This is a genomic window from Acinetobacter sp. AOR01_HL (genome assembly GCF_027855455.1).
Taxonomy (GTDB): domain Bacteria; phylum Pseudomonadota; class Gammaproteobacteria; order Pseudomonadales; family Moraxellaceae; genus Acinetobacter; species Acinetobacter baumannii.
The window spans coordinates 1-26,030 of sequence record NZ_JAKTIM010000025.1 but is presented as its reverse complement, the minus strand read 5'-3'; the positions used below and the strand labels follow the sequence as shown (position 1 = coordinate 26,030).

The following is a 26,030-nucleotide window of genomic DNA, read 5'->3' as shown; positions in this document are numbered from 1 at the left end:
TGGTGGGGGCGAAGAGACTCGAACTCTTACACCTTGCGGCGCTGGAACCTAAATCCAGTGCGTCTACCAATTTCGCCACGCCCCCGATGGCTGTGTATATTAGCGATAAGATCTAACAGTGACAAGTGTTTTTTTTTCAAAAAAAACTGACCGAGTAATTTGTATACAGTTACTAGATCAATGATTTTTATCAGGTTGAGAGCATTTTTAAGCAATTTATCGCTTCATGTACATTTGAAAACCGGTTTTGCTGCTGTTTTTGTAACAAGCCTGAAAGTAGTGGCAAGAAAACTTGGAACGAACTTGGTAATACCACATTTAATTTTTGACAGTGCAATACCGCCCACTCATGGTAACTATTTGCTTGTAAACGAGTTTGCGTTAACCATTCATACAATACGATTCCCAATGCATATAAATCACTTTGAACGGTTTTATTGGCACCATGAAATAGCTCTGGCGCCATATACCGTGGTGTAGCATCAGTTATTGGATCAGGGCTTGAAATAAGTCGTGTTTTTTCAAAGTCAATTAAATAAAGCTCTTGCTTAAACTTTCGAAAATGTTCTTTTTTAATATCACCATGAATCCATCCTAACTCATGAAGCTCTGCTAACTTAACAAGTGTCAGATAGATTTTCTCATTTATATTTTTTAAATTTTGCTTTTGATCTAAATCATCAAACCAACAATCTGTATCCGGTAAAACTAATACTCTTCCTTGAAATTGTAGTTGTTGAGAAACAGTACTGCCCTCGATAATTTTAAATGGCAAAAGCCAGTTCACTTTTTTATGCTGCATATCTTCATAAAATTGCAATTCATGCAAAAAATCTTGCTCACTTTGAGCATGTACATTTGGCAAATGAAATTTTAACCAGTAGGAATCAGCATCTATAGTACATGTCCATAGATGCCGTCCTAAAGCTTCACTTCTAGGCTTTGTCGCACATTTTAGGTTGTCTATATGAGAAGCAAAATCATGCTTCAGCATAATAAGATTCTGGCTGTTGTTTCTTTTCTTCAAAACGTAAAACTTCTAAACAGTGCTGAATCGTTTTACCAATACGCGCGTGCGTTTCAATAGAAGAGATTTTCGGCCAAGTCGCGCGCTCACCTTCTCGCTGTAAACGTTTAAACAAATGTGGGCGTGGGTTTTGTAGCGTATAGGCATAATGTTTTAAGCTATATTTGGCAATAATATTAACATCACCATAATAGCGCTGCCCTACTACGCCATATCCATGATCGAGCAGTCTTCTTACGGGTGAAATCGCGCCTAATCTTTGCCGTGTAAAGTCCATCAGCCCCATTGAAAGTACTTTACCTTGGCGTCTTAAAATTCGTTCAGGCCAACTTAAAACGTCTTTACGGAAACGGCGCGCATCATCTTGCATAAACGGTACAACATGCGGATTCACTTGACTGGCAATGGTGTAGTTTAAATTATAAAGTCTTGCCATTCTTTCTTGTGGGAAATCGCTACGTACACTACCGTCTACCCATTTAGTATTTGCCATATATGGAGTATGTTCACCATCATAACGCTTACTGGTTAAACGCACAGGTGGAAATAAAACTGGCACAGCACAAGAAGCCAATACCGCACTCCAAACCAAAACATTTGGAGTCATAATCGCATTCATAATTCGAGGGTTTTCAGTTGCATCGTAGGGCGCAACAGCGACATTAATATTCAAACCTGATTTTTTGAATGCTTCTTCAAAAGTAAGATCACCTAAATTTTCAATTAAGAATTTTTTTAAATAGTGAACATCGGCAATCCCACCATTCCCTTTTATAAGTTCACGAAGTTTTCTAAAGTGAAAAACATCACTAAAAAATTGCTCACCATTTAGCAAGTTTTGGATATCTTCACTGGCAGAAATTCCCAACATGCCAGTCATAATGGCACCCGCACTTGAACCAGACAGGACTTTAGGCATTAAATCTTGTTCAATTAAAGCCTTACATACACCAGTATGAAAAAGACCTAAGGTTGCTCCCCCCGAGAACATAAGAGCAGGTTGTCCATATGCTTTTTCACAGTTTTCGAAAAATTCGATTTTTTCTTTTCTTTGGAATGTAATACATTCACTAGATGCAATGTAAGCCAAGCTTTGGCTGACTTCTTCAATATAATCTTCAATTAATTTTTTTGTGCCTACATGTGTGGCGGCAAACAACATAGGGTGGCCAATATTTGCAATATCGTAGGTCAACCCTTCTTTTAAAAGATAAATCAAATCTAAAGTGCGATGTTGCTGACGATATCTTTTCAGTAAAGTGTAACGATAAGAAATGAGCTCGGCATCGAAGTAAGGCGAACTATTATCAAACTTCCACTCTTGTGCCCCAGTTTCTTCATCCAGTTTTAATGCAAAAGACTTCCACTCTTCATAAGATTCAGCCATGTCTAACTGACGTTGTAATTTTTTGATACGGTAAGCCTGATGCGGATTCATATCACTTCGTATTTTTTCAAACATATTTCGTCCTCATCTTCACAGATGATTTTACTGAATAGACATGACAACACTATGCGCGGTCTGAACATTTCAATCAATTGCAAAACCGATAAACTGCATGAGTCGTATCTTTTTTGTCAGCTTGCAAATTTCGGTGTTAGTATCCTAGTAAATTACTGTTTAACATGATTGATTAACCATGGCTACCATTGATTTACCCGACAATTTAGTTCAAACCTTATCACTTGTATTAAATCAGTTACAGCAGGTCTTACCTGAACCGAAACAAGAGACCGATTTTACTGCCCCTGCTTTTAGATGGGAAAACCAGCAGCTTAAAGCTATTTATACACCTAAAAATATTTATCTTGATGACTTAAAAGGCATCGAAAGACAAAAAGAAAAGATCATTCAAAATACTTTGCAGTTTTTAAATGGCTTACCAGCAAATGATGTACTTTTAACAGGTTCACGTGGTACGGGTAAATCCTCTATTGTTCGTGCTTTACTCACGGAGTATGCACCTCAAGGATTACGTTTGATTGAAATTGAACGTGATGATTTAGCAGACTTACCGAAAATTCAAAAAATTATTCAAAACCGACCTGAAAAATACATCGTCTATTGTGATGATCTAGCATTTAATGCTGAAGATGAAAATTACCGTAGTTTAAAAAGCGTATTAGATGGTTCCTTACAGTCGGGTTCAACAAATTTTATTATTTATGCGACCAGTAACCGTCGTCACTTGTTACCTGAGTTCATGCATGAAAACACCCCTGTAACCAAAGTAGATGTGCCTCAATATACCGAGCTTCATCCGCAAGAAGCGATTGAAGAAAAGATCTCTTTATCTGACCGTTTTGGTTTGTGGTTATCTTTTTATCCAATGGATCAAAACTTATATTTAGAAATCGTAGAGCATTATCTAGATAAAGCAAACATGCCTTTTAATGATGAAGTTCGTGCTGAAAGCTTGCGTTGGTGCCAAATGCGGGGTCAGCGCTCTGGTCGAGCTGCTTATCAGTTTTCTAAGCATTGGATTGGTTTAAACGCCTTAAAAGATTTGTCTAACAATTAAACAAAATGTCCCGCAAAGCCTTAGCTTTGGCCTATAAACCGCTTAGCTTTGGCAGTTGTTTTTCATAACCTAAAACAAAGATAGCCCTTCCTTAGGTTTATATATGAAAAAACAATTGCCAAAAATTTCTACAACAAGTAAAGCGCTTGCTAAAAGTTTATTACTTGCACAAGGCGTTTTAGACCAAGCAAAAAAATATTCAACTCTTCCTTTTACTCAAACTCATATCATCCGTCCACGAATTGACGAAAAATATTATAGCTGGGCACACTACGGTATCTTTTTCCCATTTTTACCAGAGCCGCATCGTTACTTAAATATTATGATTTTAATCGGTACACCAGGTGCACTTGCTTTTGATCATGATGACATCATCACTGGTAACCCGAGAAAAACCGCTACTTTCTTTTCAAGCACAGCTGCTCTGGAACAAGCTTTACTGAAGGCCTACATCTTTCCTGAAGATACAAAAATTAATAAAGATGGAACCTTAATAGAACTAGGTCAGGAAATTTCAATTCAAGGAAAATTTCCACACATCCATATTAATGGACATTATGATGGGTTTGATTTCGACTTTGATATCGATATCACTTCACATGTTTCATGGTTTATAAAAACACCAATCTATGATCATTTTAGTTTATTGGCAAAGTTTAAAGGTTTTTTAAACTATCAAGCAAAACACATTGAAACCCAAGGACTTTGTACTTACGAATATGCACGAGCAGTGGGTCCTCATTCCATTACAAACAAACTTATTCCTGATGCATATAAACTGCCACTTGATTTTTTTACTTATCAAATTATCAATTTAAACGAGGCCACTCAACTTCTTCTTACCAAAGCCGATATTGCAGGACAAACAGCTGCATACACCCTGCATATTAGACATCTGGACCAGCCAGCTGAAATTTACACAGATGTAAGCTTTGATATTATTTCGCATCAAGTTGATGACTTCGTTTCACCTAGTGGGCAAAAAATGCGACTTCCAAAATATTTTTCATGGATCGCTCGAAATGATGCAAAGCAAATTATCTTAAACATTCAGGCAGAAATTGACTGCCCATTCCGCTATGGTCATGGGCGAGGTTATGCAAGTAGCTATATATTTACTGGTCATTATTTTGGCAATGAAGTTCAAGGCCGTGGATACATCGAATATATTGATATCGAAAATCCTCAAGCCTTTGAAGATGAATAATCTTACTCAGGAATAGTAAGTTCAGTCATTGGCCATCTTGGTGTGGTCGTTACAGCTAAACCATCGTGCTGACCTGCTTTTAAACGCTGATAACCTGCAAATGCAATCATTGCACCATTATCAGTACATAAAGCAGGTTCTGCATAGTAAACTTGAGCTTTAATTTTCGCCAATGAAGTTTCCAACTGTTCACGTAATCGTAAATTTGCACTTACCCCACCAGCAATTACTAAACGTTTAAGACCAGTTTGCTTTAAAGCTTTTACAGATTTTTTTACTAAGGTATCTACAATGGCTTCTTGGAATGAAGCAGCAATATCAGCATCACGGTTTTCACCGTTCAATTTTTTCAACTGAACAGAAACTGCCGTCTTTAAACCACTAAAAGAAAAGTCTAAGCCCTGATGAAGCATTGGGCGTGGAAATTCAAATGCTAAAGGATCACCAGATAACGCCAACTTAGCAATATTTGGTCCACCTGGATACGGCAGATTCATCATTTTTGCGACTTTGTCGAAAGCTTCACCCGCCGCATCATCAATTGATTCCCCTAATAGCTCATATTGACCAATACCATGAGCTGCCATCAATTGTGTATGACCACCTGAAACAAGCAATGCAACAAATGGAAACTCAGGCGGTTGGCTTGAAAGCAAAGGAGCTAACATGTGTCCTTCCATATGGTGAACACCGATGGCAGGCTTATTTAAAGAAAAAGCTAAAGTTCTTCCAAACAAGGCTCCAGTCATTAACGCTCCCATTAACCCGGGTCCACGCGTATATGCGACTGCATCAATTTCCTGTTTCTTAACACCACTTTGTTCAAGCAGCTGATTCATTAAAGGAATAAGCTTACGAACATGGTCACGAGAAGCTAACTCTGGAACCACACCACCATATTCGGCATGAAGTTTTATCTGGCTATAAAGAACCTGTCCCCGTAAGCCGAGTTCGCTATCATAAAGTGCCAACCCTGTTTCATCACAAGAAGTTTCCAAGCCTAAAACAATCATCAAAACTGCCTTTTATATGAGTCAAAATATTGCAATCGCTATTATAGACTTGTGATATGAGTTGTAAATGAGTAAAATACTGACCTTCACTTGTGATCTGGCGCAATGGTGTGCCTGATCTTATCCATAATCTAGAGGATTTTACATGCCACAAGTTAAGTTGAAAGAAGGCGAACCAGTTGACGTAGCTATCCGTCGTTTCAAACGTTCATGCGAAAAAGCTGGTGTTTTAGCTGACGTTCGTAAACGCGAATTCTACGAAAAACCAACTCAAGAACGTAAGCGCAAAAAAGCTGCTGCAGTTAAACGCTACCAAAAGAAATTGGCTCGCGAATCTGTACGTACTACTCGCCTTTACTAATTAATTTGTGATTGACTGCTAACATTATGACTACTTTAAAAAACCAAATTACTGATGCATTAAAAACTTCTATGCGTGCCAAAGATATGGCAACAGTGACGGTTTTGCGTAGTCTACAAGCAGCAATTAAGCAAATCGAAGTCGATGAGCGCATAGAGCTTGACGACGCTCAGGTTCTTGCGGTCATTGAAAAGCAAATTAAACAACGTAAAGAATCGATCAAAGCCTTTGAAGGTGCTGGTCGTAATGATTTAGCTAGTAAAGAACAAGCCGAAGCTGAGGTTTTATCTCAGTTTCTACCAGAAGCTATGACTGAGGAAGAGCTTGATTCTCTCATTGAGCAAACGATTGCTGCTCAAGAAGCAACTAGCATGAAAGATATGGGTAAGGTGATGAATTCTCTACGTCCGATCATAGCCGGGCGTGCCGATCCTGCTCAAGTTTCAGCAAAGATTAAAGCTAAATTAGCTTAATCCCCTCTCTTCTTATATCTCCTTAAATTAAATTTTCTCGTAAGTTTAAGTATATTTATGCCTGTGAAAATTCCAAAGTCATCCTAGACCTTAAATTTTCATTCGTCGCTCATCTTGCATTTGCTTTAATCGACTATCTATTCTGGCTGACATGGCCTGATTACCTTTTGCAAGACGTTGTGCATGCAACATCGATTTAATTGCATCCTCTTCACTACCAGACCAGTACTGTGCTTCAGCACGATATCGCAATACATTCACAGCTCTTAATGGTGAATTTTTATCTAAATTAGCGGCTTGTTGTAATAATTGCCAACCTTGAATATCTCGGGCATTTTTATTAATAAAACGCTGCACCAAAGTTTGCACTTGAGCATATTTGCCTTGACGCAATAAAACCTCAGCCAATTTGTAGCTAAAAGCTTTATTTTCAGGCATTGTCATTTGCAAGGGAGCAATCGAATTATAGGCCTGATCAAGTTTATTCTGGCCTAAATAAATATCTGTTTGAATTAAGGCGACTAATGGCTTACCGCTTGATTTCGCCTGCTCCAACGTTGCTTGGGCTTGAGTATAATCACCTTGTTTAAGATAGAAAGCCGACAAAGCCAATAAGCCTGCCAGATTTTTTTGCGATGCCAGACTTTGCAACTGATTTTCAGTAGCTTCTCCAGCAACCACCATGGTATACCATTTTAAAATTTCAAAATCGACATCATATATTCGACTTTTAACTTTAGGCATCTGGTTTGCTCTCAAGCGAGCCTCACTCATACGTTCAGATGTAAGTGGGTGAGTCAGCCAAAAATCTGGTAAAAAACTTACTCGGCTCGTCGCTCTATGCATCGTTTCAAAATAATCCGCCATGCTTTGCGGGTTATAACCAGCGGCATACATATATTGCATACCGATTCGATCCGCTTCACGCTCTTGATTACGACTATAAGTGAGCTGTTTATCAAGAAGTGCTGCTTGTGTACCCAACATAACAGCGGCACCAGCGTCTCCACCAGCCTGAGCAGCTAAAGCCACCCCTGCCAACAAACCAGCCAAGCTTAAAAGGGTTTGTCCTTTAAAAGCTTCTTCCGAACGACTAAAGTGCCTTTGCGAAACGTGAGCAATTTCATGGGCCATTACCCCCGCAATTTCATCAATATTTCGTGCCGATGAGATAAGGCCAGTATTTAATGCAAATAACCCACCTGGAACAGCAAATGCGTTAATTTGAGGGTCTTTAATTACAACCAAGGCGATAGGCTGCCCCAGCTGAGTTTCACTTAAAATATTAGAGAAAACTTGAAAAAACTGATCTTCTAGCCATACATCCTGTATAACCGGCATTTGCTTATGAACTTCACGGAAAACTTTTTCGCCAATAAATTTTTCTTTCTGTTGGTCGAGCAGCCCTATTCCACTTCCAATATTTGGAATTTCAACCTGTCCAGAAGCTGGCTTGGGGTCAAAAGGATTAGCGTAAGAGGCATTTGTTATCAAAGCCAAACTTAAAATAACTGGCAAAAATTTCAAAAGTTCTTCTCTTATTAAAAATTAAAATAACAAAAAAGCCCATCAATATCATGCTTCAGTTATTTTGCATCATATCAACAGGCTTTCACTATAACATTGAAAATAGACTATATTTGCAATGAAGTGTTATTCATCCTTTACACAAAATTAGGATTCACTAAATATCTAGGCGTCTTGTCCTCTAGTGCTTCCACCAAGTTTTTATAAGCAAAATTTGCCATTTTCTTACGTGTTTCAGCTGTAGCAGAACCTACGTGAGGCAAAGTGACAACGTTCGGCAAATTGAAAAGTGCAGATTCTTGCAGAGGTTCTTTCTCATAGACATCTAAACCAGCCGCAAAAATAACTTCATTTTGCAATGCTTCAATTAGGGCTTGCTCATCGACAACTGAGCCACGCGCAATATTAATAAATATGGCATGCTTTTGCATAAGCTCAAATTGAGCCTTGCCCATTAAAGCTTTAGATTCCGCATTTAAGTCAACAGCCGTCACTACAAAATCAGATTGTTGTAATAATTCTTCCAACCCCAGATATTGAGCTTTTAAAGGTTCCGCTAACTCAGGTTTCTCGCGACGATTATGGTAAACAATATTCATGTTAAATCCATAAAAGCCACGACGTGCAATTGCAGCTCCAATATTACCAAGTCCAATAATACCTAAGGTTTTTCCAAAAACATCGAGACCAAACTGCTGTGGCCCAACTGTTCTTTTCCACTCACCTTGTTTAGTCCAGTGATCTAGAAAAGGGACTTTTCTGGCTGCACTTAATAACAAAGTAAAAGCAAGATCTGCGGTCGTTTCAGTTAGAACATGAGGTGTGTTTGCTAACCAGATTTTTTTCTGATTTAAATAACCAACATCATAATTGTCATAACCTACAGTCACAGAAGAAATAATTTTTAATTTTTGGGCAGGAGAAAGATTACTTTCATTGAGCAAACGACCCGCCCCAATCATGCCATCAGCATCTACTACTTCTTGTCGTATCTGTTCATTAATATCACTCAGTTTAGGGTTCAATACGACAACATGGTAATCCTGCTGTAACCGTGACAAAATTTCCTCATCAATTTGGCTAAAAACCACAACCTTTTTCATGTAAATCCCTACTACTCATTGTTATCTTGCATAAGTTGCCACAACCTTTTCTTAAGAAGAGGCTTATCTAACATTTCTTTTAAACTAGCTAAATGAATAATATCTGCATGTTGAATATAGGTACATTTACCCAAACATAAAATCTTTTTCTCTGCTGCTACAGCATCTAAGAAACCTTGAATATAAGAACCTACCCCTCGTTGATCTTGATAGGCTGCCAGAGCGAAAGGCCATCTTAATTCAGAATATTGTCCCACCTTCGCCTTTTGTATATTTGCCCAAAGTTGTTTTTCTTCTGCTTCCAAAGCCGTTACATCAACAAAAATTACACATTTTTCAAGACAATAAGCCTGTAACTCAAATGGAGCAATTGTCTCTTGCTCAATGACTTTAGGTTTTTCTACAAGTTTCTCTGGCTGCGAGACTTCTGCAACCACTATTGATGGCTCTTCCACCACTTTAGGAATTTCAAGCACCTGTGGCTGAGTGTTCTTTTGCTCAAAAGCAGGAACATCTATGGTAGGTACGGTAATTGACTCATGAGGTTCAACAACCTGATCTCGCCACAAAGTATGGGCATTATTTTTTTGGCACACTTGTGTTCTAGGAATCCATACGTCTATTCCTAAAGTTGCCAGTATATTTCTTTGCTGCCCACTCATGTCTAAATCAGTACCTCTAATCTACACACATTCTAACGGGCTTCTGATTTTTTTTCAGCGTTTTCTTTTAATGATACTCTTTGGAAACTACATATGTTTCTTAAATAATCATAACGCTATTTTTCTTCTGCATTTGCTCTACAATTTCATCAGACTCAAAACCAAATCGCCAATAAAGCAACTCAAGCACATCAAGTTCATCTTGAGTAATAATGCGATCACTCCACAAGCACATTTCAGCAATTGCCAATATACTTAAGCGGTCACGCAGCAATAGCCCAGCAATATCATTTAAAATTTCTGCTAAGTCTAAAGGTTCATCCGAAATTTCATCATAAATATGCATTTCATCAGGATTAAGCAAAGAACGTAAGATACGTTCGCGAACCTCTAACTGATTCGGACTATTGATTTGTTGCACATGAAGTAATGCATCAATTAAACGAACAATTTGAGGTTTTACCTCTTCAAATGCTGTCGGCAAATGAAGTGGCATCAAGTTTAACTCGTACTTAACACGCTCGAGTAGAAGTGCATCAAGTAATCCAATTTCCCCATCTTCCTGAATAATAAGGGCCAGTTTAGTCAAAAATTGACGAGCAATACTGGCAGGCATATGACCAATATTTTTACATGCATCATGAAATATTTGAATATGAATACGCCCATCAAGATTAAGTAAGGCATCCACAATTGCATGGCTTACTGGCGCATCTTGTGGAATAAATTCTCGATATTGACGAATCATTAAAATAGCAACCATCACCTCACGTGAACCAGTCGCAGTTTGTAATGCACGTTGAATAAGTTCAGGCCGCTTTTTATTACGACGGATATCACTGCTTAACGGCTTAATTGCATCATTCAAAGCAAAACTGATTGGAGAAAGACGCAACAAAGGCAAAGGTTGTGGAGATGACCACGGCGTATAAATTTCAGTCTCAGATTCTTCTAGTACATGGAACAAACTAAATAAAGGACGATTTCGAAGTTTCTTTAAATTTTCTAATTGCAAATCTTGTAATAAAGTTGGGTTAAGCTCATAAATACGTTCACGAATACTTGGGTGAATATTCATCCAACTTTGCGGGCTAAGTGAATTCGCAAAACACATATGTGCAATCGATTCAGAATAAGCACTATGAATCTGCGAACCAGAATGGTGAACGTAAATACGCAATAAAGTTTGGGTATTAGTGCTATTTTTTAATAACCGCATCGTTTTTTGGTCATTGCGAAATGTACGACCACTTAATGTTAAATATTTAATAAAACGAGTGATTAAAACACCTAAACTTCCCGCCAACCAAATCACACCCCCTACGGCTACAAATACAGTCTCGAACTTATGCTTATAACCCGGACTGTAGCGCTTAAACCCTTGTTTGGCGAGCTTACTCCCCCACTGACTAAAAGTAGTCAAACCACTATATAAAATTTTTAGTTTAGTATTTTCTACTGCTTCACCCGATAAAATCTGGTTAAATTCATGACCCAATAAGCCATATAGCTCTAGCTCATCAAGGTTCTGTAAGGCACCCCAAGTTAAAATAATTACAATATCATTCGAGTGAAAACCTGCCGTTAATGCATTAACACCTACTTCATCAGGTAAAACATAAAGTGTTGGAACGTTCAGGGAAAATGTTTGTGCCAGATGTTCTGTAATTTTTAATGCGGCATGTTCTTCTGGTGTACTTTCACCTTTTACCAAACGACGAGCTTTCAACTGCTTGGCAAGTGAATGGCCACCTTTACGCAAAATATAAAGTTCGGTCACCACAGACCAAACCATAATAAAAAGCAAAAGAGCAATAAAATATGGACTTAAAGCATGCCACCAAATCGGCTCGCTATAATCAAAGAAATGAACAAGTAAACCTAAAATTAGATTTAAAATAAAAATAGTTAAAAGCACAGCGACCAAACACATAGTGATGGACCATGCCATATTTTTATTTTCTATTAAATAGTGGCTTACTTCTTTCAATGTAAATAATCCCAATTACATTGTTAAGTTTCATCATAAAAGAAAAAAGCGGGAAATACCCGCTTTTTTCGGCTATTTCTATTCTTCTTTAATACCGGTCAAATCTACTGATGCTGCATCAATATTGACATCAATATAACCATCTTTTTTCTTTTTCGCAGAATCATTACGTTTCTGCTCCAAATTATTCAGATAGTCTGCATCAATTCCACCAGTTACATAGATACCATCAAAAACAGAGCAATCAAACTCGGTTAATGTAGGTACTTTACTTGTACGTACAGCGTTCTTCAAATCTTCCAAATCTTGGAAAATTAAACGATCAGCACCAATAATTTCCTGAATTTCTTCTACACTGCGTTCTGAAGCAATAAGCTCAGTTTTAGCAGGCATATCGATACCATATACGTTCGGATACATTACTTTCGGTGCAGCTGAAGCAAAGTATACTTTTTTCGCACCTGAGTCACGCGCCATTTGAATGATCTCATTACACGTTGTACCACGCACAATTGAGTCATCCACTAATAGAACGTTCTTGCCTTTAAACTCTAACTCAACAGGGTTTAATTTCTGACGTACAGATTTTTTACGCTGTTGTTGACCTGGCATAATAAAGGTACGACCGATATAACGGTTTTTCATAAAACCTTCACGGAACTTCACGCCAAGAATATTTGCCAACTCTAAAGCTGAGGTACGGCTTGTATCTGGAATTGGGATAACCACGTCAATATCATGGTCTTCACCCCAGTCACGCAAAATTTTATGCGCTAATTTCTCACCCATTTTTAAGCGAGCTTTATAAACCGAAATACCATCAATAATTGCATCTGGACGAGCAAAATAAACATATTCAAAAATACATGGACGGTATTTTGGATCTGCCGCACATTGCTTTGTAAATAACTCACCGTCAGCATTAATGAAAATTGCTTCACCCGGAGCAATATCACGCTCAATTTTAAAGCCAAGCGCTGTAATCGCTACAGATTCTGATGCAATGATATATTCCATCTCGCCTTGCTCAGTTACACGAGAACCGTAAATAAGCGGACGGATACCATTTGGATCACGGAAACCAACTAAGCCGTGACCAGTAATCATTGCCACGACACCATAAGCACCTTGGCAGCGCTCATGTACACGTGAAACGGTATGGAAAATATCTTCCGGTGTAGGATTTAAAGTTCCTATCTTTTGCAATTCATGAGCAAAGACGTTTAAAAGAACTTCCGAATCAGAGTCCGTATTCATGTGACGCAAATCTGTTTTGAACAGGTCATCATGAATTTCTTCTGCATTTGTCAAGTTACCATTATGTGCAAGTGTAATACCGTAAGGTGAGTTCACATAAAATGGTTGAGCTTCCGCACTGCTCGAAGAACCGGCAGTTGGATAGCGCACATGACCGATACCATAATTACCAAGTAATGCTCTCATATGACGAGTATGAAAAACATCACGTACCATACCGTTATCCTTACGAAGGAAAAGACGGCCTTCATGGCAGGTTACTATTCCAGCTGCATCTTGCCCACGATGTTGCAACATCGTTAATGCATCAAACAACATTTGGTTCACTGGCGATTTACCGGCTATACCAACAACTCCACACATAGCAACCTCGCAGACAAGCTAGGAATTAATAAAAAGGATTCTTTGTTGAATGGTCAGGTCGAAGCTCTGTTTCCTCCGACTCGTCCATTGGTTTTGGAGAAGTGCGCGTTACACCGCCCCCAGATGTTATCTGATGAAATGCCTCACTTGCTGCATCTTTAGAAAGCTCTGTCGCTAAAGGTGCATAAGGCAATAAAAACTGGATAAATTTGGATTGTTTCCAATGAGGCGAACTTTCTACCCAAGGACCAACACCCTGCATGGTAATAAGAACAACCAATAAACCTTTCAACGAACCAAAAGCACCACCTGCTAAACGATTTAATGGCCCCAACTTCAAACTTTTCAAGAGGCCATTTAAAAATGCAGTGACGATCCAAGTTAAAACGATAATTAAAAGTGCAATAAAAGCGAAAGCCGCGATCTTTTGAACCACCGGATCCTGACTTAAACCTGACATTGACGGAGCTAGAAGAACAGCATATTTTGCACCCATAATTAATGCAAAAATCCATCCTACCAAGTTCGCAAAGGCTTTTATAAATCCTTGTCGCAAACCGTTTAGCCCCCCAATGAGCAAAAGTATCAGAATGATGATATCAATGGTGTTCATGTTCAATTAAGTCATGGCTTCCACACATTGCTTCACAAGCGTTGGTCCCGTATAAATCAGACCACTATAAATTTGTACAAGCGTTGCTCCAGCCTGTTGTTTCGCTGCAGCTTGTTCACCCGACAAAATTCCGCCCACACCAATTAAAGGAATTTGTCCTTTTAATGTTTGAGCAAATAAACGTAAACATTCCGTACTTTTTTCAAATACAGGTGCACCCGACAAACCACCTGACTCATTACCGTAAGGCAGGTTCTCTACCCCTTCTCTCGATAAGGTCGTGTTCGTCACAATAAGACCATCAATTTTAAAATCTAATAATTGTGCCGAAATAAATTCAACATCTTCAGCTGTTAAGTCTGGAGCGACTTTAAGAACTAAAGGTACATAGTGATTATATTGCTCTGCCAACTCAAGTTGACGTGCTTTTAAGGTTTGCAATAATTCAGTTAATGCATCACCACTTTGCAAACTACGCAAATTTTTAGTATTTGGAGACGAAATATTAACCGTAATGTATGAAGCGTAGTTATAAACTTTCTCAAGACAAATCAAATAATCATCAACGGCTTTTTCGACAGGTGTATCAGCATTTTTACCAATATTAATTCCTAAAATGCCTCTAAATTTTGATGCTTTAACATTCTCGATTAGCTTATCAACGCCATCATTATTAAAACCCATGCGGTTAATAATAGCTTTAGCTTCAGGAATACGGAATAAACGTGGTTTTGGGTTACCAGATTGTGGGCGAGGTGTAATTGTACCAATTTCAATGAAACCGAAACCCAACCCAGCTAATGCATCAATATGAGCACCATTTTTATCAAGACCAGCTGCCAACCCTACCGGATTAGGAAATTCGATTCCCATACATGTAGTTGGCTTTGCTTCTACGGTCTGGCGCATCATGCCTAGCTTATGCGCTTTATCAAGCATGGATAATGTTAATTCATGGGCACGCTCTGGTGCTAAACTAAACAACATCGGGCGAGCAAGTGAATATAACATACCAATCACAGTCTACTGATTTTAGGTACGCATATTATAGGCACAGGCAGCACAAAACACCATGCTTGACACAAGCATATTTTGATATGTTATTGAACTGTCGCTGTTAATTTAATCTGACCTTCACTAGAAACCATTTCCATCTTTTGAATACTTAAGCCCATCTGTGCAAGTTGTGTTAAAAAGTTAGCCAAAATTGCATAATTCTGATGTGTTACAATAATTTGTAACTGTTCCCCATTTTGCTGGGAAGACACAGTTAAACCTTGTTGCTGAGCTACTCGTTGTATTTTTCCAGACTTATCTAGTTCAAGCTCATTGGCAGGCTTCATCGTGACTGCATTACTCTGCATCCACACCATCAAATCTTTTAAATCATTTAAACGTTTTTGCTGTTGTTCTGCCAAGGAATGCATTTTCCAAAGTGAATATCCAACAATGACGACTACAACAAAAATAGTAGTAAAGACCACCATAATACGTTCACGGACAGTTAAGCGATCTAAATATTGAACAATTTGTTCAACCCACTGATCAAAACGGTTTTGCAACTGAGCTAACATTTTCATTATTGTATTTTCACCACCCCAATCGCACCACTACCATCAGCTTGAACATTACCTAACTCAGCTTTAAAACCTTGTTGATTAAGTTGTTGGGTTAAAGCTTGCAAATCATCTGCTGATTTTGCTTTTAATGCCATTGTTAAGATTGAAGCATCATAATTGAGTTGCTGAGCTAAAATCTGTCTTTGCATTAAAATAGGCCCAACCCGGCTTAACAGAGAAAGTGCCTGGGTATCACCTTGCTGGCTCATTCTTAAATGACTTTCGAATTGTCCTTTAATATTTTGTTCAGTCACACGACTAGATGGACCAAACCAATATTTATATTGCTCAATTGCCTGTTCAGCAGTCTGATCTGCCACCTTTTTCAATTTTACCCAACGCAATAAATCATAGCTAAACTGCACGACAATAATTGCTAGAACAACGGCGGCACAAGCTTTCCAATAGTTAGAGAAAGTACGTTCTTGCCCTTTTGATTTTGGCAAAACATTAAAAGGATGCTGCTTAGTTTTATCTAAAGGCTGAAATTGATAAATAAACTCAGAACGTTGCTCTGCGCTTGAGGCAGCTTCTAAACTCTCTAGTTGCTCTGCTGTTAAACCGCTATATTGATAATGTGTTTCGGCTGACTGGAACTCTAAAAAAAGCCCCAAGTCATCAATGGAATTACCTAACCACTTATTCTCACGCACCAAAAGCTGATGATCAATATTACACAGAATAACTTGCTGAGCTTGTGGTTCAGGTAAAACTAGAAAATCTGGCAACAAAGCCACAAGTTTGGTTGGTAACAAAGCTAAAGAATGTTGCCATGTCTCTACCATCCCCTGAGCAACACCCAAAACAGTTAACTGATCGGCATGAAAATGGTGAACCACTTTCATGTGATCAATCGGTAAAGTCACAAACTCTTCAAGTAGATATTTAACCCCATCAGCGCCAAGCTGTTTGTAATGGGACTTTGCCATCGTTTGCTGAAGCATTTGAGCATGACGACTCGGAAAAAAGACCGTAGCTTCTTTTCCTTGATGTATTTGCAAGTCTTGTATTAATTGATCGAGACTTGCAGCCTGCAACCAGTTTTCTCCGTTAGACCAATGCCAAACTCCATTGGTTTCAGGCATCCATATGTACAGCATGTGGGCTAAATAACCTTTTTAATTATATTGTGGGTATAAAACTATTTTTTTGTGTTGATAAACCATTTGCAATAACAGCTTGATCATAAATTCTAGCTTCAGCAAGTGCAAATGGATTGAAATTTTCATGAGTAAGTAACTCTGCCATATGCCATACCACATTCATATGGCAAACAACCACAATCGACTCATAAGGAATTTGAGATAGCCATTCAATCGCTTCTTTTGCATCATCGTCAGGCTTAATTTTGTCGCATAACAGCACTGGCACATCTTTAAAATAGGTCTGGATATGCGCCAACGTTTCCTGAGCACGCAGCAAAGGACTAACAACAAAAATATCTGGTTTTACAATATCTTTTAAAAAGGTTGCCGTTTGCTCAGCCTGTGCATGTCCACGCGCAGTAAGGGGACGTTTAATATCATTACCATTTACTGGCGGAGCAGCTTCCCCATGACGAACTAATGTCAGTTGCATAAAATTTCCTTGTAAACAATTCCTGCATTATAACCACAATTTATGACATTTATTCGTCAGACTTCATGATGAGGTAAAACAAACTCGACATCACTACGGTGTCCATTTTTCATAAGAGAAAGTGCAATATTTAATGGTGGAGCGCCTTCAAAAATGACCTCATATAAAGCATTGGTAATTGGCATATATACGTCTAGTTCTTGTGCCTTGCCACGCACCTGAACAATCGTGTTAATACCTTCTGCAGTTTGACCTAATTCTTTACTCGCTTGTTCAAGCGTTTTACCAGAACCTAGCGCATAACCAATTTGATAATTACGGCTTAATGGACTATTACAAGTCGCAAATAAATCACCTACTCCAGATAAACCTAAGAACGTGAGCGGGTTTGCACCTTGTTTTACCGCGAAACGGCTCATTTCAGCCAAAGCACGCGTTAAAATCATACTCTTGGTATTTTCACCAATTTTATATGCTGCTCCAATTCCCATAGCAACGGCATAAATATTCTTAAGCGCACCGCCTAACTCAACTCCATGCACATCATCGCTACCAAAAACGCGGAATAACGCACTATGAAGTGCATGTTGTACGGCATAACGGACGAGTTCAGAATCACTTGCAATTACAGTACCAGAAGGCATACCTGCCATAATTTCTTTAGCAAGATTTGGTCCTGACAACACACCATACGGAACTTCTGGTAATTCTTCACGAATAATATCGCTCATAAAGCTAAATGTTTTAGCTTCAACACCTTTGGTTAAAGACACAACAGCTTGCGCGGTAATGTAAGGTGCTATTTGTTTTAAAACGTCACGGAATGAGTGGCTTGGAATTGCAACTAAAATAATATCTCGATCACATACCGCTTGCTCAAGATCAGAAACTGCACGTAATGAAGATTCTAAAGTGAAGTCTGGTAAATAACGTTTATTAATATGGGTTTTATTAATTTCTTCTGCTGTTTCGGCATCACGAATCCAGATCATAGTATCGCAGCCATTACGAGCAGCTAAATTTGCCATAGCTGTACCAAAGCTACCGCCCCCTAAAACGGTAATACGTAATGCCGTTTTTTTATCGACCGCAACAGGTTCCACCAAATCTGTAAACTTAAATTCAGCCATGCTTTATTATCCTATTTCTTACTTTTACAGACGTTTAAGCCTGCCAAACTTTTACGAATTCTTTACTATCAATATCTGCACGCGGTGCAATTGCTTTAGCTGCTGTGCCGACATAAATAATACCTGAAATCAAATCATGTGGTTGCAGACCTAAATGCTGTTTTAACCAGTTTGATTCGACAACGGCACCACTACGCCACATGGTCGAGAACCCTTGAGCTTGTAAAGATAACAAAAGATTTTGTACTGCTGCGCCTGTACTCAAAATTTGTTCGAAGTGTGGAACTTTCGGATGATCTTGTAACTGCGTAAGAGCTAAAATGAGTAAAGGAGCTCGAAAAGGATGTTGCTTCACACGTTCAAGCTGTGCAGGATCAGACTCACCCAAATCGACCAATGCTTTTGCCAAAACTTCACCAAAAGCAGCACGTTGGTCACCTGACACAATTACAAAATGCGTTGGCTTAAGTCTATGATGATCTGGAGCTGTTAAAGCTGCCTGAAAAGCCAACTCTAACTGATCTGTATTTGGGGCTGGCTCAACTAATTGGCCAATAGACTGACGCTGATGAATATTTTGGTGAATTATTTGTATTGCTGAATCCGTCATTAATATTAATCTAACTCAAAAATTCGAAATAGATTAGCATAATCTACCGTTAATCCACCATTGAATCTAGCTTATAAACTTAGTGAATTCATAGTTTGACATTTTTTAATACAAAACATCAAAACTCATACAACGTCTTCAAAATCAATTAGAAAACTTATGTTCAAATAACCCTATCTTTTGGTGATTAACTTAGGTGCATTATGAAAAAAATAATTTTAGCGACCGCAATGAGCGGTGTTGTTTTATTACTAGGTGCTTGTGCAACCACGCCTAAAAACACTTTAGCAATTCAAAAAGAAAATAATCAGTTTGAAGTGACTGGAATTGGCAAAACCAATTTAATTGCAAAGAATAATGCGGTTACTGCGGCACAAAAAACATGCTCTAAGAGCACAACACCAGTTATTGTTGATGAAAAAACGTCTTATCACGGGGTTTTAAAAGATGTGGTAAGTGAAAAGACTGGTCAAATGGTAGAAGCTGCTGCGGGTGTCATCGGTACTTTAACGGGTAAAAATGCATCTTTAGCAAAAGATGATGACTATCAAACAACGCTTACCTTCTATTGTAAAATAAATTAATCAAAAAAAATCCCAATCAAATGATTGGGATTTTTTATTAGCAATAACCATCTAGTCGGGTTAGAGGCAATTTCTTACCAATTGCTTTTTCAATTTCGGGTAAATAGAAAGCATCATCTTCAGATAAGAAACTAATACTTACCCCTTGTGCCCCTGCACGACCTGTACGACCAATACGATGGACATAATCATCAGACTGCTCAGGTAATGTAAAATTCACTACATGTGATACGCCGTCTACATGAATACCACGACCAGCAACATCGGTTGCGATCATGATGTTATGTTTGCCTTGCTTAAACTGCTCCAACATTTTTAAACGTTTATCTTGAGCAATTTCACCAGATAGCATCCCCACTTTATATCCATCTTTTTTCAAATGGTCGTAAAGACGACGTACCTGATCACGGCGATTGGCAAAGATCATAACTTTATCAATTGGCTCTTCACGTAAAATATCTTGTAAAAGACGATATTTATCTTGTTTAGCCACAACGTAAACACGTTGTTCGACATCATTATTGGTCTTTTGTTCAGGTTCAATTTCAACAGTTACTGGTTCAAATAACCACTGTCTTGCCAAGTTCAAGACATCATAACTAAATGTTGCAGAGAACATTAAGGTTTGACGTTGTTCCTTACGTGGTGAATAACGCACAATACGTTTTACCGAAGGAATAAAGCCCATATCCAATAAACGGTCAGCTTCATCAATCACTAAAAATTCAATTTGATCGAGCCAAACTTCTTTTTGTTCTACAAAATCAATTAAACGCCCTGGTGTGGCAACCATGATATCGACAAAATTAGCATCAAGTTGCTTCTTCTGCTTATCGAAATCAACGCCACCTAATAGGGTCACTAGGTGTAAATTAGAAAATTTTGTGAGAGATTTTGCATCACTTTCAATCTGCAATGCCAACTCACGAGTAGGTGCTAAGATTAAAGCACGAGGCTCACCACGGAAGCGTTGCTCCTGAACCGGATTATTGAGCAAATCATTAATTACACTAATCAGAAAGGCAGCAGTTTTACCTGTTCCTGTCTGTGCTCGCCCAATTGCATCATGCCCGGCTAATGTATATTTTAAAACCTTTTGCTGAATTGGGGTCATTTGAGTAAACCCTAAAGCATCAATCGCCTTTTTAAGTTGCGGATGTAAATTCAAGGTTTCAAAACCAGATGTCATAAATACGCGCTCTAACAAACAATCTCTCGAATGAGAAGATCATTATAAACAAAAACGCCCCAATTCAAAAATTGGAGCGTCCATGATTCATCAAAAAGATGAATTAGTCTAAAGGCTGAACGTTTTCAGCTTGAAAACCTTTTTGACCTTGTACAACGCTAAATTCTACACGTTGACCGTCACGTAGAGAACGGTGACCGTCACCTACGATTGCACGGAAGTGAACGAATACATCGTCGCCGCCGTTACGTTGAATAAAACCAAAGCCTTTAGTGTCATTAAACCACTTTACTACGCCTTGTTCACGAGCTGTCATAAGTCAATCCTCAGATGATGAAAAAAGGACCTTCCGGTGTTGCAAACAGCAGAGCAAACAAGGTTTTAAAATTTTTATAATCTTAAAGCTTGTAATCATTCTGTAAAACTATCAACAATTTCCGGTTACATCCATTTGTTATAGGGTTATTAAAACAATTTAACTGTGTGGTAATTCCTAAAACGGTTCGAGCTTAACACGGGTTTATGACAATTAATAGAATTTTTTTTATTTATTTCCCCTATTTTTAGCTGTTTTTTTAAACAGCTTATTACAATAATTTTTATCAGTATTGATTAGTTGTTCTTTATATAAAGTTATGTAGTGTTTACAAAAATTTGTTAAAATAATTTTTTTAGTTGTTTTGATGATGAATGAGCACTACTTCTTCCGCTACGACGCCTATTGAAATTAATGCCCTTGGCCAACCTTGTCCAATGCCATTATTAATGTTGAAACGTGAACTTAAAAAATTATCGGGAAAACAACTATTCTTATTAAAATCATCTGACCCGCATAGTGAAATTGATGTAACACGTTATTGCCAATTACATCATTTTACGTGTCAAACCATGCAGATTTCAGAAAGAGAATTTCACTATTTAATTGAAACTCAATAATTCTTTGCTAAACTAAAAGATTAGAAACTGCATAAAATTTTACATTTCTATACCCAATTTTCCTTAATTATGAAGCCGATTCAAATTAAGATGAACTTATTGGTTAATCCATCCTATCCTATAAGGAGAACTCATGAGTGACAGCAGCAATCAATTGATGCCCCTGTCATTGTCTGCGCCCGGTGTAAACCTTGGTGCATATATCAGTACTGTCAATCAGATTCCTATTTTAACGGCTGAGCAAGAAAAAGAGCTTGCTGAGCGTTATTATTATGACCAAGATCTTGATGCCGCAAAAATGCTGGTAATGTCGCATTTACGCTTCGTCGTTCACATTGCGCGCAGCTATGCAGGTTATGGCCTACCTCAAGGTGACCTTATTCAAGAAGGTAACTTAGGCTTAATGAAAGCCGTAAAACGTTTTGACCCAAATATGGGCGTACGTCTTGTATCTTTTGCCGTCCACTGGATTAAGGCAGAAATTCACGAATATGTTATTCGTAACTGGCGTATTGTAAAAATTGCAACAACCAAAGCTCAGCGTAAACTTTTCTTCAATTTACGCAGCTTAAAAAAATCGAGTAAAAAGCTCACATTAGAAGAAGCACAATCTATTGCAAACGACTTAAATGTTACTCCAGAACAAGTTTTGGAAATGGAAGGTCGTTTAACAGCATATGATGCTGCTTTTGAAGCTCAAGGCGATGACGATGATGACACCCCGCACACTGCGCCAGTGTTATATCTTGAAGATAATCGTTATGACCCTGCTCGTTTAGTAGAAAATGAGGATTGGGAAGAACAAAGTACATCTGCTTTGCATGACGCAATGAACCAGCTAGATGACCGTTCACGTAATATTTTGCAGCGTCGTTGGTTAGATGACGATAAATCTACCCTCCATGAGCTTGCTGCCGAATATAATGTTTCTGCCGAACGTATTCGTCAGCTTGAAAAGAATGCGATGGAAAAAATTAAAGTCGCAATGTCTGCAAGCTAAAGAAAATGAAAAAATAAAAGGGCGATAAGCCCTTTTGTTTTATCTGGCTATGTTTAGCCAACCTATTCTATGGTAACGTTGCCTTTCATTATTCAGTTGCGTTTTTTGTTATGTGGATTGCCATTTCAGCCCTTAATCTTGCTTTCGCAGTCATGTTGGGTGCTTTTGGAGCACATGGTCTTAAAGCTCACGCGAGCCCTGAACAACTTGCTTGGTGGCAGACTGCAACCGACTACTTTTTTTATCATGCGCTTGGATTGTTAGCGCTTGGTATTTTAAGCAAGGTTCTTCCTCATTTCCCAATCAAGTTATCTTTCTTGCTTATTCAGATTGGCATTCTGTTCTTTTGTGGTTCGCTTTATATCATGGCATTGGGTTTACCGCGGATATTAGGCGCAATTACGCCAATAGGTGGAGCTTTGATGATTGCTGGATGGCTAATCTTGGCTTGGAATGCTTTCAAATACGCAAAATAATCGGAATGTGATCATGCAAATTTATTTAAATGGCGAATTAACGGACACGCCTAGCCAAAACCTGTTGCAACTCATTCAGGAACTGGCGCTTGAAGGAAAACGTTTTGCTGTTGAACACAATCAGCAAATCGTGCCTAAAAGCAAATTAGAGCAAATTACGATTGCTCAACATGACCGTATCGAAATTATTCACGCTGTTGGCGGCGGCTAAGTCGGAGTTATCCATGCAAGACACCCCTCTCATTATTGGTTCACGTTCTTTTCAATCTCGTTTATTGGTAGGAACAGGGAAATATAAAGACTTAAATGAAACGGATTTAGCTATTCAAGCTAGTGGTGCAGAAATCGTAACTGTCGCAATCCGCCGTGTGAATATTGGACAAAATCCAGATCAACCGAATTTACTTTCTGTCATTCCACCAGAGAAATATACAATCTTGCCAAATACTGCAGGTTGTTTTGACGCTGATAGCGCAGTACGCACGTGTATGCTAGCGCGCGAGCTACTGGATGGTCATAACCTAGTAAAACTTGAAGTGTTGGGTGATGAAAAAACTTTATATCCAAATGTAACCGAGACTTTAAAAGCCGCTCGCACTTTGATTGATGACGGTTTTGAGATTATGGTCTATACCTCTGACGACCCAATCATTGCTCAAGAACTTGAAAGTATGGGTTGTGTTGCAATTATGCCTTTAGGTAGTTTGATTGGTTCAGGCCTAGGTATTTTAAACCCGCATACCATTTCAATTATTAAAGAAAATGCCAAAGTACCGGTTTTAGTAGATGCAGGTGTTGGTACAGCAAGTGACGCTGCTATTGCGATGGAACTTGGTTGTGATGGCGTATTGATGAACACAGCGATTGCAGCGGCTCAAAATCCTATTTTGATGGCTTCTGCAATGAAGAAAGCTGTTGAAGCAGGACGTGAAGCATTTTTAGCTGGGCGTATGCCACGCAAACGCATGGCAAATGCAAGTTCACCAGAAACAGGTTATTTCTTTAAATAATTTATTTCTAAGGAATCACTGCTTTTTTCAGTGGTTCCTCTCTCCTCTCATGTAACCATTTTCACTTTTCAAAAAAGATTAAAAATCTATATATCTTTATTCAATCAACAGATCTAAATTTTACATTTAGCTTAGGCTATTCCAATATTTTCTTTAAATTTTGCTTGGCGTTTAACTCAAAATTCTTTTGGAAATATGCAGTTTGATAAAGCGGCTCAGACTGATAAAAATGCTTTAAAACTTCTTTTCGCTTAATCGCATATACTTCTGGATCAACCCAAGCATATTCTTGCTGAATTTGCTGTTCATACTGGATAAAACGTTCAGGTGTTGCTGCCAAAATAGCTAAATCGATATCTAACAAAAATTGCAAATCTGTTTCACCGGTTGGTGCATGCTTTTGAGTCGCAAGAATCCAACGCTTTATTTTCTGCATTGTATCGAGCTGTAAATCTTGAGCCATTAATTGCTCAAATAACTCGGCACTTTTAAGTTCATTATCTAGCGCTTGAGGTTCGTAGACTACATCATGGAACCAGAGAGCCAATGCAACAGCATACGGATCATTTAATTCGGACTGAATCGTCTCAATTAAACTCAAACATTCATATAAATGTTGTACGGTGTGGTAGGCTCGCTGCTTTTCACTATAAGCAGCAATAAGTTCATTTAAAATTTTCTGCGGTTCAGAAAAATGATAATGCTGATGCAGCTCAAACCAAAAAAGTTCCAGTTTTAATAGGCTTTGTTGCACAAACCTGTCTCTAAAGGCTTATTCCACAATATAATTTTGAGATGAATAAGCCTACACCTAAAATCTACCGTACAACCAATTGGCCCACATACAACCGAGCTCTCATTAATCGTGGGAATATTGCCATTTGGTTTGATCCCAAAACACAATGGTATGCTCAACCAAAAAGCCAACATGGTCGAAATCAAACTTATTCCGATACAGCCATCCAATGCTGCTTAATGATTAAATCCATATTTCGTCTTTCTCTACGCATGGTCACTGGCTTTGTACAAAGCCTGATTAAACTTTGCGGATTAGATTGGACAGCGCCAGACTATACGACGCTTTGCAGAAGACAAAAACATATTGATATTGCGATTAGCTACCAAAAAAGTAGCAATGGTCTACATCTACTCGTAGATTCAACTGGTTTAAAGTTTTTGGGCGAAGGTGAATGGAAACGGAAGAAACATCAGCCTGAATATCGTCGACAATGGCGTAAGCTTCACATTGGTATAGATGCTGAAACGCTGCAAATACGTGCAGTTCAGCTCACAACGAACAATATCAGTGATTCACAGGTGCTCGGTGATTTACTTGGTCAAATACCACTTGATGAGCGAGTAGATTCTGTCTATACCGATGGAGCCTATGACACTAAATGCTGCAGACGAGTGATCTCAGATCGTCAAGCATATGCGGTGATTCCGCCAAGAAAAAATGCGAAACCGTGGAAAGATACAAAAGTTCATTCGCAAGAGAGAAATGAATTACTAAAAACAGTTAAGCGTCTAGGAAGAGCCCTTTGGAAAAAGTGGTCTGGTTATCATCGGCGAAGTTTGGTCGAAACCAAGATGCATTGCATCAAATTATTAGGCGATAAACTCTACTCAAGGAATTTTGACAGCCAAGTGAATGAGATCCATGCACGTGTAGCCGTATTAAATAAATTTACAGAATTAGGCAGACCTCATACCCAAGTTGTAACCTAAATTTTAGCAACTTAGGAAAACTTTACCTTCAAAGGCTTTATGCAACAAAGCC

29 protein-coding genes and 1 tRNA gene are annotated in these 26,030 nt (G+C 38.5%); 11 read left to right on the top strand and 19 right to left on the bottom strand.

The window, feature by feature from the left end:
* From MKL62_RS08535 to MKL62_RS08525, 3 genes are all read right to left on the bottom strand, one after another.
* Window positions 1-85: transfer RNA gene (locus tag MKL62_RS08535), tRNA-Leu, on the bottom strand.
* A 105-nt stretch (window positions 86-190) separates the two neighbouring features.
* A complete protein-coding gene (locus MKL62_RS08530; RefSeq protein ID WP_005128279.1) occupies window positions 191-994 on the bottom strand; it encodes a protein kinase domain-containing protein in 804 nt (267 codons plus the stop codon).
* Entirely contained in the window at window positions 981-2,489 is a 1,509-nt protein-coding gene (locus MKL62_RS08525; protein WP_005128278.1) for a DUF3336 domain-containing protein, read from the bottom strand. Before MKL62_RS08525 ends, MKL62_RS08530 begins: the two co-directional genes overlap by 14 nt.
* Before the next feature lie 178 nt (window positions 2,490-2,667).
* Between MKL62_RS08525 and MKL62_RS08520 the strand changes: the two genes are divergently transcribed.
* Window positions 2,668-3,549, top strand: coding sequence for an ATP-binding protein (locus MKL62_RS08520; RefSeq protein ID WP_000190819.1), 882 nt, complete (start codon window positions 2,668-2,670; stop codon window positions 3,547-3,549).
* A gap of 103 nt (window positions 3,550-3,652) precedes the next feature.
* A complete protein-coding gene (locus MKL62_RS08515) occupies window positions 3,653-4,756 on the top strand; it encodes a DUF6670 family protein (RefSeq protein WP_005128277.1) in 1,104 nt (367 codons plus the stop codon).
* Between the two features lie 2 nt (window positions 4,757-4,758).
* Here the strand turns inward: MKL62_RS08515 and tsaD are convergent, their stop codons facing one another.
* The gene (gene tsaD, locus MKL62_RS08510) at window positions 4,759-5,769 is read right to left on the bottom strand and encodes a tRNA (adenosine(37)-N6)-threonylcarbamoyltransferase complex transferase subunit TsaD (protein WP_000636263.1); all 1,011 of its coding nucleotides are present in this window, start codon (window positions 5,767-5,769) and stop codon (window positions 4,759-4,761) included.
* A gap of 145 nt (window positions 5,770-5,914) precedes the next feature.
* Between tsaD and rpsU the strand changes: the two genes are divergently transcribed.
* Both rpsU and MKL62_RS08500 read left to right on the top strand, forming a co-directional pair.
* Window positions 5,915-6,130, top strand: coding sequence for a 30S ribosomal protein S21 (gene rpsU, locus MKL62_RS08505; protein WP_001136722.1), 216 nt, complete (start codon window positions 5,915-5,917; stop codon window positions 6,128-6,130).
* 26 nt (window positions 6,131-6,156) lie between these two features.
* Window positions 6,157-6,603, top strand: a complete 447-nt coding sequence (locus MKL62_RS08500; RefSeq protein WP_005128275.1) for a GatB/YqeY domain-containing protein — start codon at window positions 6,157-6,159, stop codon at window positions 6,601-6,603.
* 90 nt (window positions 6,604-6,693) lie between these two features.
* Here MKL62_RS08500 and MKL62_RS08495 read toward each other — a convergent pair whose 3' ends face one another.
* From MKL62_RS08495 to MKL62_RS08440, 12 genes are all read right to left on the bottom strand, one after another.
* Entirely contained in the window at window positions 6,694-8,121 is a 1,428-nt protein-coding gene (locus MKL62_RS08495) for a M48 family metalloprotease (protein WP_085941241.1), read from the bottom strand.
* Window positions 8,122-8,267: 146 nt separating this feature from the next.
* Window positions 8,268-9,233, bottom strand: a complete 966-nt coding sequence (locus tag MKL62_RS08490; RefSeq protein WP_005128273.1) for a 2-hydroxyacid dehydrogenase — start codon at window positions 9,231-9,233, stop codon at window positions 8,268-8,270.
* Between the two features lie 11 nt (window positions 9,234-9,244).
* The gene (locus MKL62_RS08485) at window positions 9,245-9,895 is read right to left on the bottom strand and encodes a hypothetical protein (protein ID WP_005128272.1); all 651 of its coding nucleotides are present in this window, start codon (window positions 9,893-9,895) and stop codon (window positions 9,245-9,247) included.
* Between the two features lie 100 nt (window positions 9,896-9,995).
* A complete protein-coding gene (locus tag MKL62_RS08480; protein ID WP_000665946.1) occupies window positions 9,996-11,885 on the bottom strand; it encodes a M48 family metalloprotease in 1,890 nt (629 codons plus the stop codon).
* A 78-nt stretch (window positions 11,886-11,963) separates the two neighbouring features.
* Window positions 11,964-13,505, bottom strand: a complete 1,542-nt coding sequence (purF, locus tag MKL62_RS08475) for an amidophosphoribosyltransferase (RefSeq protein WP_000334670.1) — start codon at window positions 13,503-13,505, stop codon at window positions 11,964-11,966.
* A gap of 25 nt (window positions 13,506-13,530) precedes the next feature.
* Window positions 13,531-14,118 (bottom strand): CvpA family protein, encoded by a 588-nt coding sequence (locus MKL62_RS08470; protein WP_001091966.1) that lies wholly within the window; start codon window positions 14,116-14,118, stop codon window positions 13,531-13,533.
* 6 nt (window positions 14,119-14,124) lie between these two features.
* Window positions 14,125-15,129, bottom strand: a complete 1,005-nt coding sequence (locus tag MKL62_RS08465; protein ID WP_000966986.1) for a quinone-dependent dihydroorotate dehydrogenase — start codon at window positions 15,127-15,129, stop codon at window positions 14,125-14,127.
* Between the two features lie 89 nt (window positions 15,130-15,218).
* Complete coding sequence (gene gspM / locus MKL62_RS08460) at window positions 15,219-15,698, bottom strand: type II secretion system protein M (RefSeq protein WP_000782998.1); 480 nt, start codon at window positions 15,696-15,698, stop codon at window positions 15,219-15,221.
* Window positions 15,698-16,837, bottom strand: coding sequence for a type II secretion system protein GspL (gspL, locus tag MKL62_RS08455; protein WP_005128271.1), 1,140 nt, complete (start codon window positions 16,835-16,837; stop codon window positions 15,698-15,700). The genes gspM and gspL overlap by 1 nt, the downstream gene beginning before the upstream one ends.
* Window positions 16,838-16,859: 22 nt before the next feature.
* Complete coding sequence (locus MKL62_RS08450) at window positions 16,860-17,315, bottom strand: SixA phosphatase family protein (protein WP_005128270.1); 456 nt, start codon at window positions 17,313-17,315, stop codon at window positions 16,860-16,862.
* A 56-nt stretch (window positions 17,316-17,371) separates the two neighbouring features.
* Window positions 17,372-18,445 carry an NAD(P)H-dependent glycerol-3-phosphate dehydrogenase gene (locus tag MKL62_RS08445; RefSeq protein ID WP_000807316.1) on the bottom strand — a complete coding sequence of 358 codons (1,074 nt, stop codon included), beginning with the start codon at window positions 18,443-18,445 and terminating at the stop codon, window positions 17,372-17,374.
* A 34-nt stretch (window positions 18,446-18,479) separates the two neighbouring features.
* A complete protein-coding gene (locus tag MKL62_RS08440) occupies window positions 18,480-19,055 on the bottom strand; it encodes a nitroreductase family protein (protein ID WP_000132176.1) in 576 nt (191 codons plus the stop codon).
* Window positions 19,056-19,258: 203 nt separating this feature from the next.
* Here MKL62_RS08440 and MKL62_RS08435 point away from each other — a divergent pair, with 203 nt between their 5' ends.
* Complete coding sequence (locus MKL62_RS08435; RefSeq protein ID WP_000720499.1) at window positions 19,259-19,639, top strand: hypothetical protein; 381 nt, start codon at window positions 19,259-19,261, stop codon at window positions 19,637-19,639.
* Between the two features lie 37 nt (window positions 19,640-19,676).
* Here the strand turns inward: MKL62_RS08435 and rhlB are convergent, their stop codons facing one another.
* Both rhlB and MKL62_RS08425 read right to left on the bottom strand, forming a co-directional pair.
* Window positions 19,677-20,828: an ATP-dependent RNA helicase RhlB gene (gene rhlB / locus MKL62_RS08430; protein ID WP_000200418.1), complete on the bottom strand. Its 1,152-nt coding sequence runs from the start codon at window positions 20,826-20,828 to the stop codon at window positions 19,677-19,679.
* A 103-nt stretch (window positions 20,829-20,931) separates the two neighbouring features.
* The gene (locus MKL62_RS08425; RefSeq protein WP_000126912.1) at window positions 20,932-21,144 is read right to left on the bottom strand and encodes a cold-shock protein; all 213 of its coding nucleotides are present in this window, start codon (window positions 21,142-21,144) and stop codon (window positions 20,932-20,934) included.
* Window positions 21,145-21,518: 374 nt separating this feature from the next.
* Here MKL62_RS08425 and MKL62_RS08415 point away from each other — a divergent pair, with 374 nt between their 5' ends.
* From MKL62_RS08415 to MKL62_RS08395, 5 genes are all read left to right on the top strand, one after another.
* Entirely contained in the window at window positions 21,519-21,764 is a 246-nt protein-coding gene (locus tag MKL62_RS08415) for a sulfurtransferase TusA family protein (protein WP_000108398.1), read from the top strand.
* A 133-nt stretch (window positions 21,765-21,897) separates the two neighbouring features.
* Window positions 21,898-22,764 (top strand): RNA polymerase sigma factor RpoH, encoded by an 867-nt coding sequence (gene rpoH / locus MKL62_RS08410; protein WP_001285359.1) that lies wholly within the window; start codon window positions 21,898-21,900, stop codon window positions 22,762-22,764.
* A 110-nt stretch (window positions 22,765-22,874) separates the two neighbouring features.
* Complete coding sequence (locus MKL62_RS08405) at window positions 22,875-23,240, top strand: DUF423 domain-containing protein (RefSeq protein ID WP_000264715.1); 366 nt, start codon at window positions 22,875-22,877, stop codon at window positions 23,238-23,240.
* Window positions 23,241-23,253: 13 nt separating this feature from the next.
* Entirely contained in the window at window positions 23,254-23,451 is a 198-nt protein-coding gene (thiS, locus tag MKL62_RS08400) for a sulfur carrier protein ThiS (protein WP_001167820.1), read from the top strand.
* Window positions 23,452-23,464: 13 nt separating this feature from the next.
* A complete protein-coding gene (locus MKL62_RS08395; protein WP_001154366.1) occupies window positions 23,465-24,250 on the top strand; it encodes a thiazole synthase in 786 nt (261 codons plus the stop codon).
* A gap of 136 nt (window positions 24,251-24,386) precedes the next feature.
* On the opposite strand, the gene MKL62_RS08390 is transcribed toward MKL62_RS08395, so the two are convergent.
* The gene (locus MKL62_RS08390) at window positions 24,387-25,004 is read right to left on the bottom strand and encodes an HD domain-containing protein (RefSeq protein WP_270899759.1); all 618 of its coding nucleotides are present in this window, start codon (window positions 25,002-25,004) and stop codon (window positions 24,387-24,389) included.
* Window positions 25,005-25,045: 41 nt separating this feature from the next.
* Here MKL62_RS08390 and MKL62_RS08385 point away from each other — a divergent pair, with 41 nt between their 5' ends.
* Window positions 25,046-25,978, top strand: coding sequence for an IS5 family transposase (locus MKL62_RS08385; protein WP_001040033.1), 933 nt, complete (start codon window positions 25,046-25,048; stop codon window positions 25,976-25,978).
* Window positions 25,979-26,030 lie beyond the last annotated feature (52 nt).

Bases quoted from the DNA above. Each gene is read 5' to 3' on its own strand.
- MKL62_RS08485 (WP_005128272.1), bottom strand. From the start codon at position 9,895: ATGAGTGGGCAGCAAAGAAATATACTGGCAACTTTAGGAATAGACGTA.
- MKL62_RS08515 (WP_005128277.1), top strand. From the start codon at position 3,653: ATGAAAAAACAATTGCCAAAAATTTCTACAACAAGTAAAGCGCTTGCT.
- thiS (WP_001167820.1), top strand. From the start codon at position 23,254: ATGCAAATTTATTTAAATGGCGAATTAACGGACACGCCTAGCCAAAAC.
- MKL62_RS08440 (WP_000132176.1), bottom strand. From the start codon at position 19,055: ATGACGGATTCAGCAATACAAATAATTCACCAAAATATTCATCAGCGT.
- MKL62_RS08490 (WP_005128273.1), bottom strand. From the start codon at position 9,233: ATGAAAAAGGTTGTGGTTTTTAGCCAAATTGATGAGGAAATTTTGTCA.
- MKL62_RS08385 (WP_001040033.1), top strand. From the start codon at position 25,046: ATGAATAAGCCTACACCTAAAATCTACCGTACAACCAATTGGCCCACA.
- MKL62_RS08415 (WP_000108398.1), top strand. From the start codon at position 21,519: ATGAGCACTACTTCTTCCGCTACGACGCCTATTGAAATTAATGCCCTT.
- purF (WP_000334670.1), bottom strand. From the start codon at position 13,505: ATGTGTGGAGTTGTTGGTATAGCCGGTAAATCGCCAGTGAACCAAATG.
- MKL62_RS08425 (WP_000126912.1), bottom strand. From the start codon at position 21,144: ATGACAGCTCGTGAACAAGGCGTAGTAAAGTGGTTTAATGACACTAAA.
- rpoH (WP_001285359.1), top strand. From the start codon at position 21,898: ATGAGTGACAGCAGCAATCAATTGATGCCCCTGTCATTGTCTGCGCCC.
- gspM (WP_000782998.1), bottom strand. From the start codon at position 15,698: ATGAAAATGTTAGCTCAGTTGCAAAACCGTTTTGATCAGTGGGTTGAA.
- tsaD (WP_000636263.1), bottom strand. From the start codon at position 5,769: ATGATTGTTTTAGGCTTGGAAACTTCTTGTGATGAAACAGGGTTGGCA.
- MKL62_RS08450 (WP_005128270.1), bottom strand. From the start codon at position 17,315: ATGCAACTGACATTAGTTCGTCATGGGGAAGCTGCTCCGCCAGTAAAT.
- MKL62_RS08500 (WP_005128275.1), top strand. From the start codon at position 6,157: ATGACTACTTTAAAAAACCAAATTACTGATGCATTAAAAACTTCTATG.
- MKL62_RS08405 (WP_000264715.1), top strand. From the start codon at position 22,875: ATGTGGATTGCCATTTCAGCCCTTAATCTTGCTTTCGCAGTCATGTTG.
- MKL62_RS08470 (WP_001091966.1), bottom strand. From the start codon at position 14,118: ATGAACACCATTGATATCATCATTCTGATACTTTTGCTCATTGGGGGG.
- MKL62_RS08465 (WP_000966986.1), bottom strand. From the start codon at position 15,129: ATGTTATATTCACTTGCTCGCCCGATGTTGTTTAGTTTAGCACCAGAG.
- rhlB (WP_000200418.1), bottom strand. From the start codon at position 20,828: ATGACATCTGGTTTTGAAACCTTGAATTTACATCCGCAACTTAAAAAG.
- MKL62_RS08435 (WP_000720499.1), top strand. From the start codon at position 19,259: ATGAAAAAAATAATTTTAGCGACCGCAATGAGCGGTGTTGTTTTATTA.
- MKL62_RS08525 (WP_005128278.1), bottom strand. From the start codon at position 2,489: ATGTTTGAAAAAATACGAAGTGATATGAATCCGCATCAGGCTTACCGT.
- MKL62_RS08520 (WP_000190819.1), top strand. From the start codon at position 2,668: ATGGCTACCATTGATTTACCCGACAATTTAGTTCAAACCTTATCACTT.
- gspL (WP_005128271.1), bottom strand. From the start codon at position 16,837: ATGCTGTACATATGGATGCCTGAAACCAATGGAGTTTGGCATTGGTCT.
- MKL62_RS08530 (WP_005128279.1), bottom strand. From the start codon at position 994: ATGCTGAAGCATGATTTTGCTTCTCATATAGACAACCTAAAATGTGCG.
- MKL62_RS08395 (WP_001154366.1), top strand. From the start codon at position 23,465: ATGCAAGACACCCCTCTCATTATTGGTTCACGTTCTTTTCAATCTCGT.
- rpsU (WP_001136722.1), top strand. From the start codon at position 5,915: ATGCCACAAGTTAAGTTGAAAGAAGGCGAACCAGTTGACGTAGCTATC.
- MKL62_RS08445 (WP_000807316.1), bottom strand. From the start codon at position 18,445: ATGGCTGAATTTAAGTTTACAGATTTGGTGGAACCTGTTGCGGTCGAT.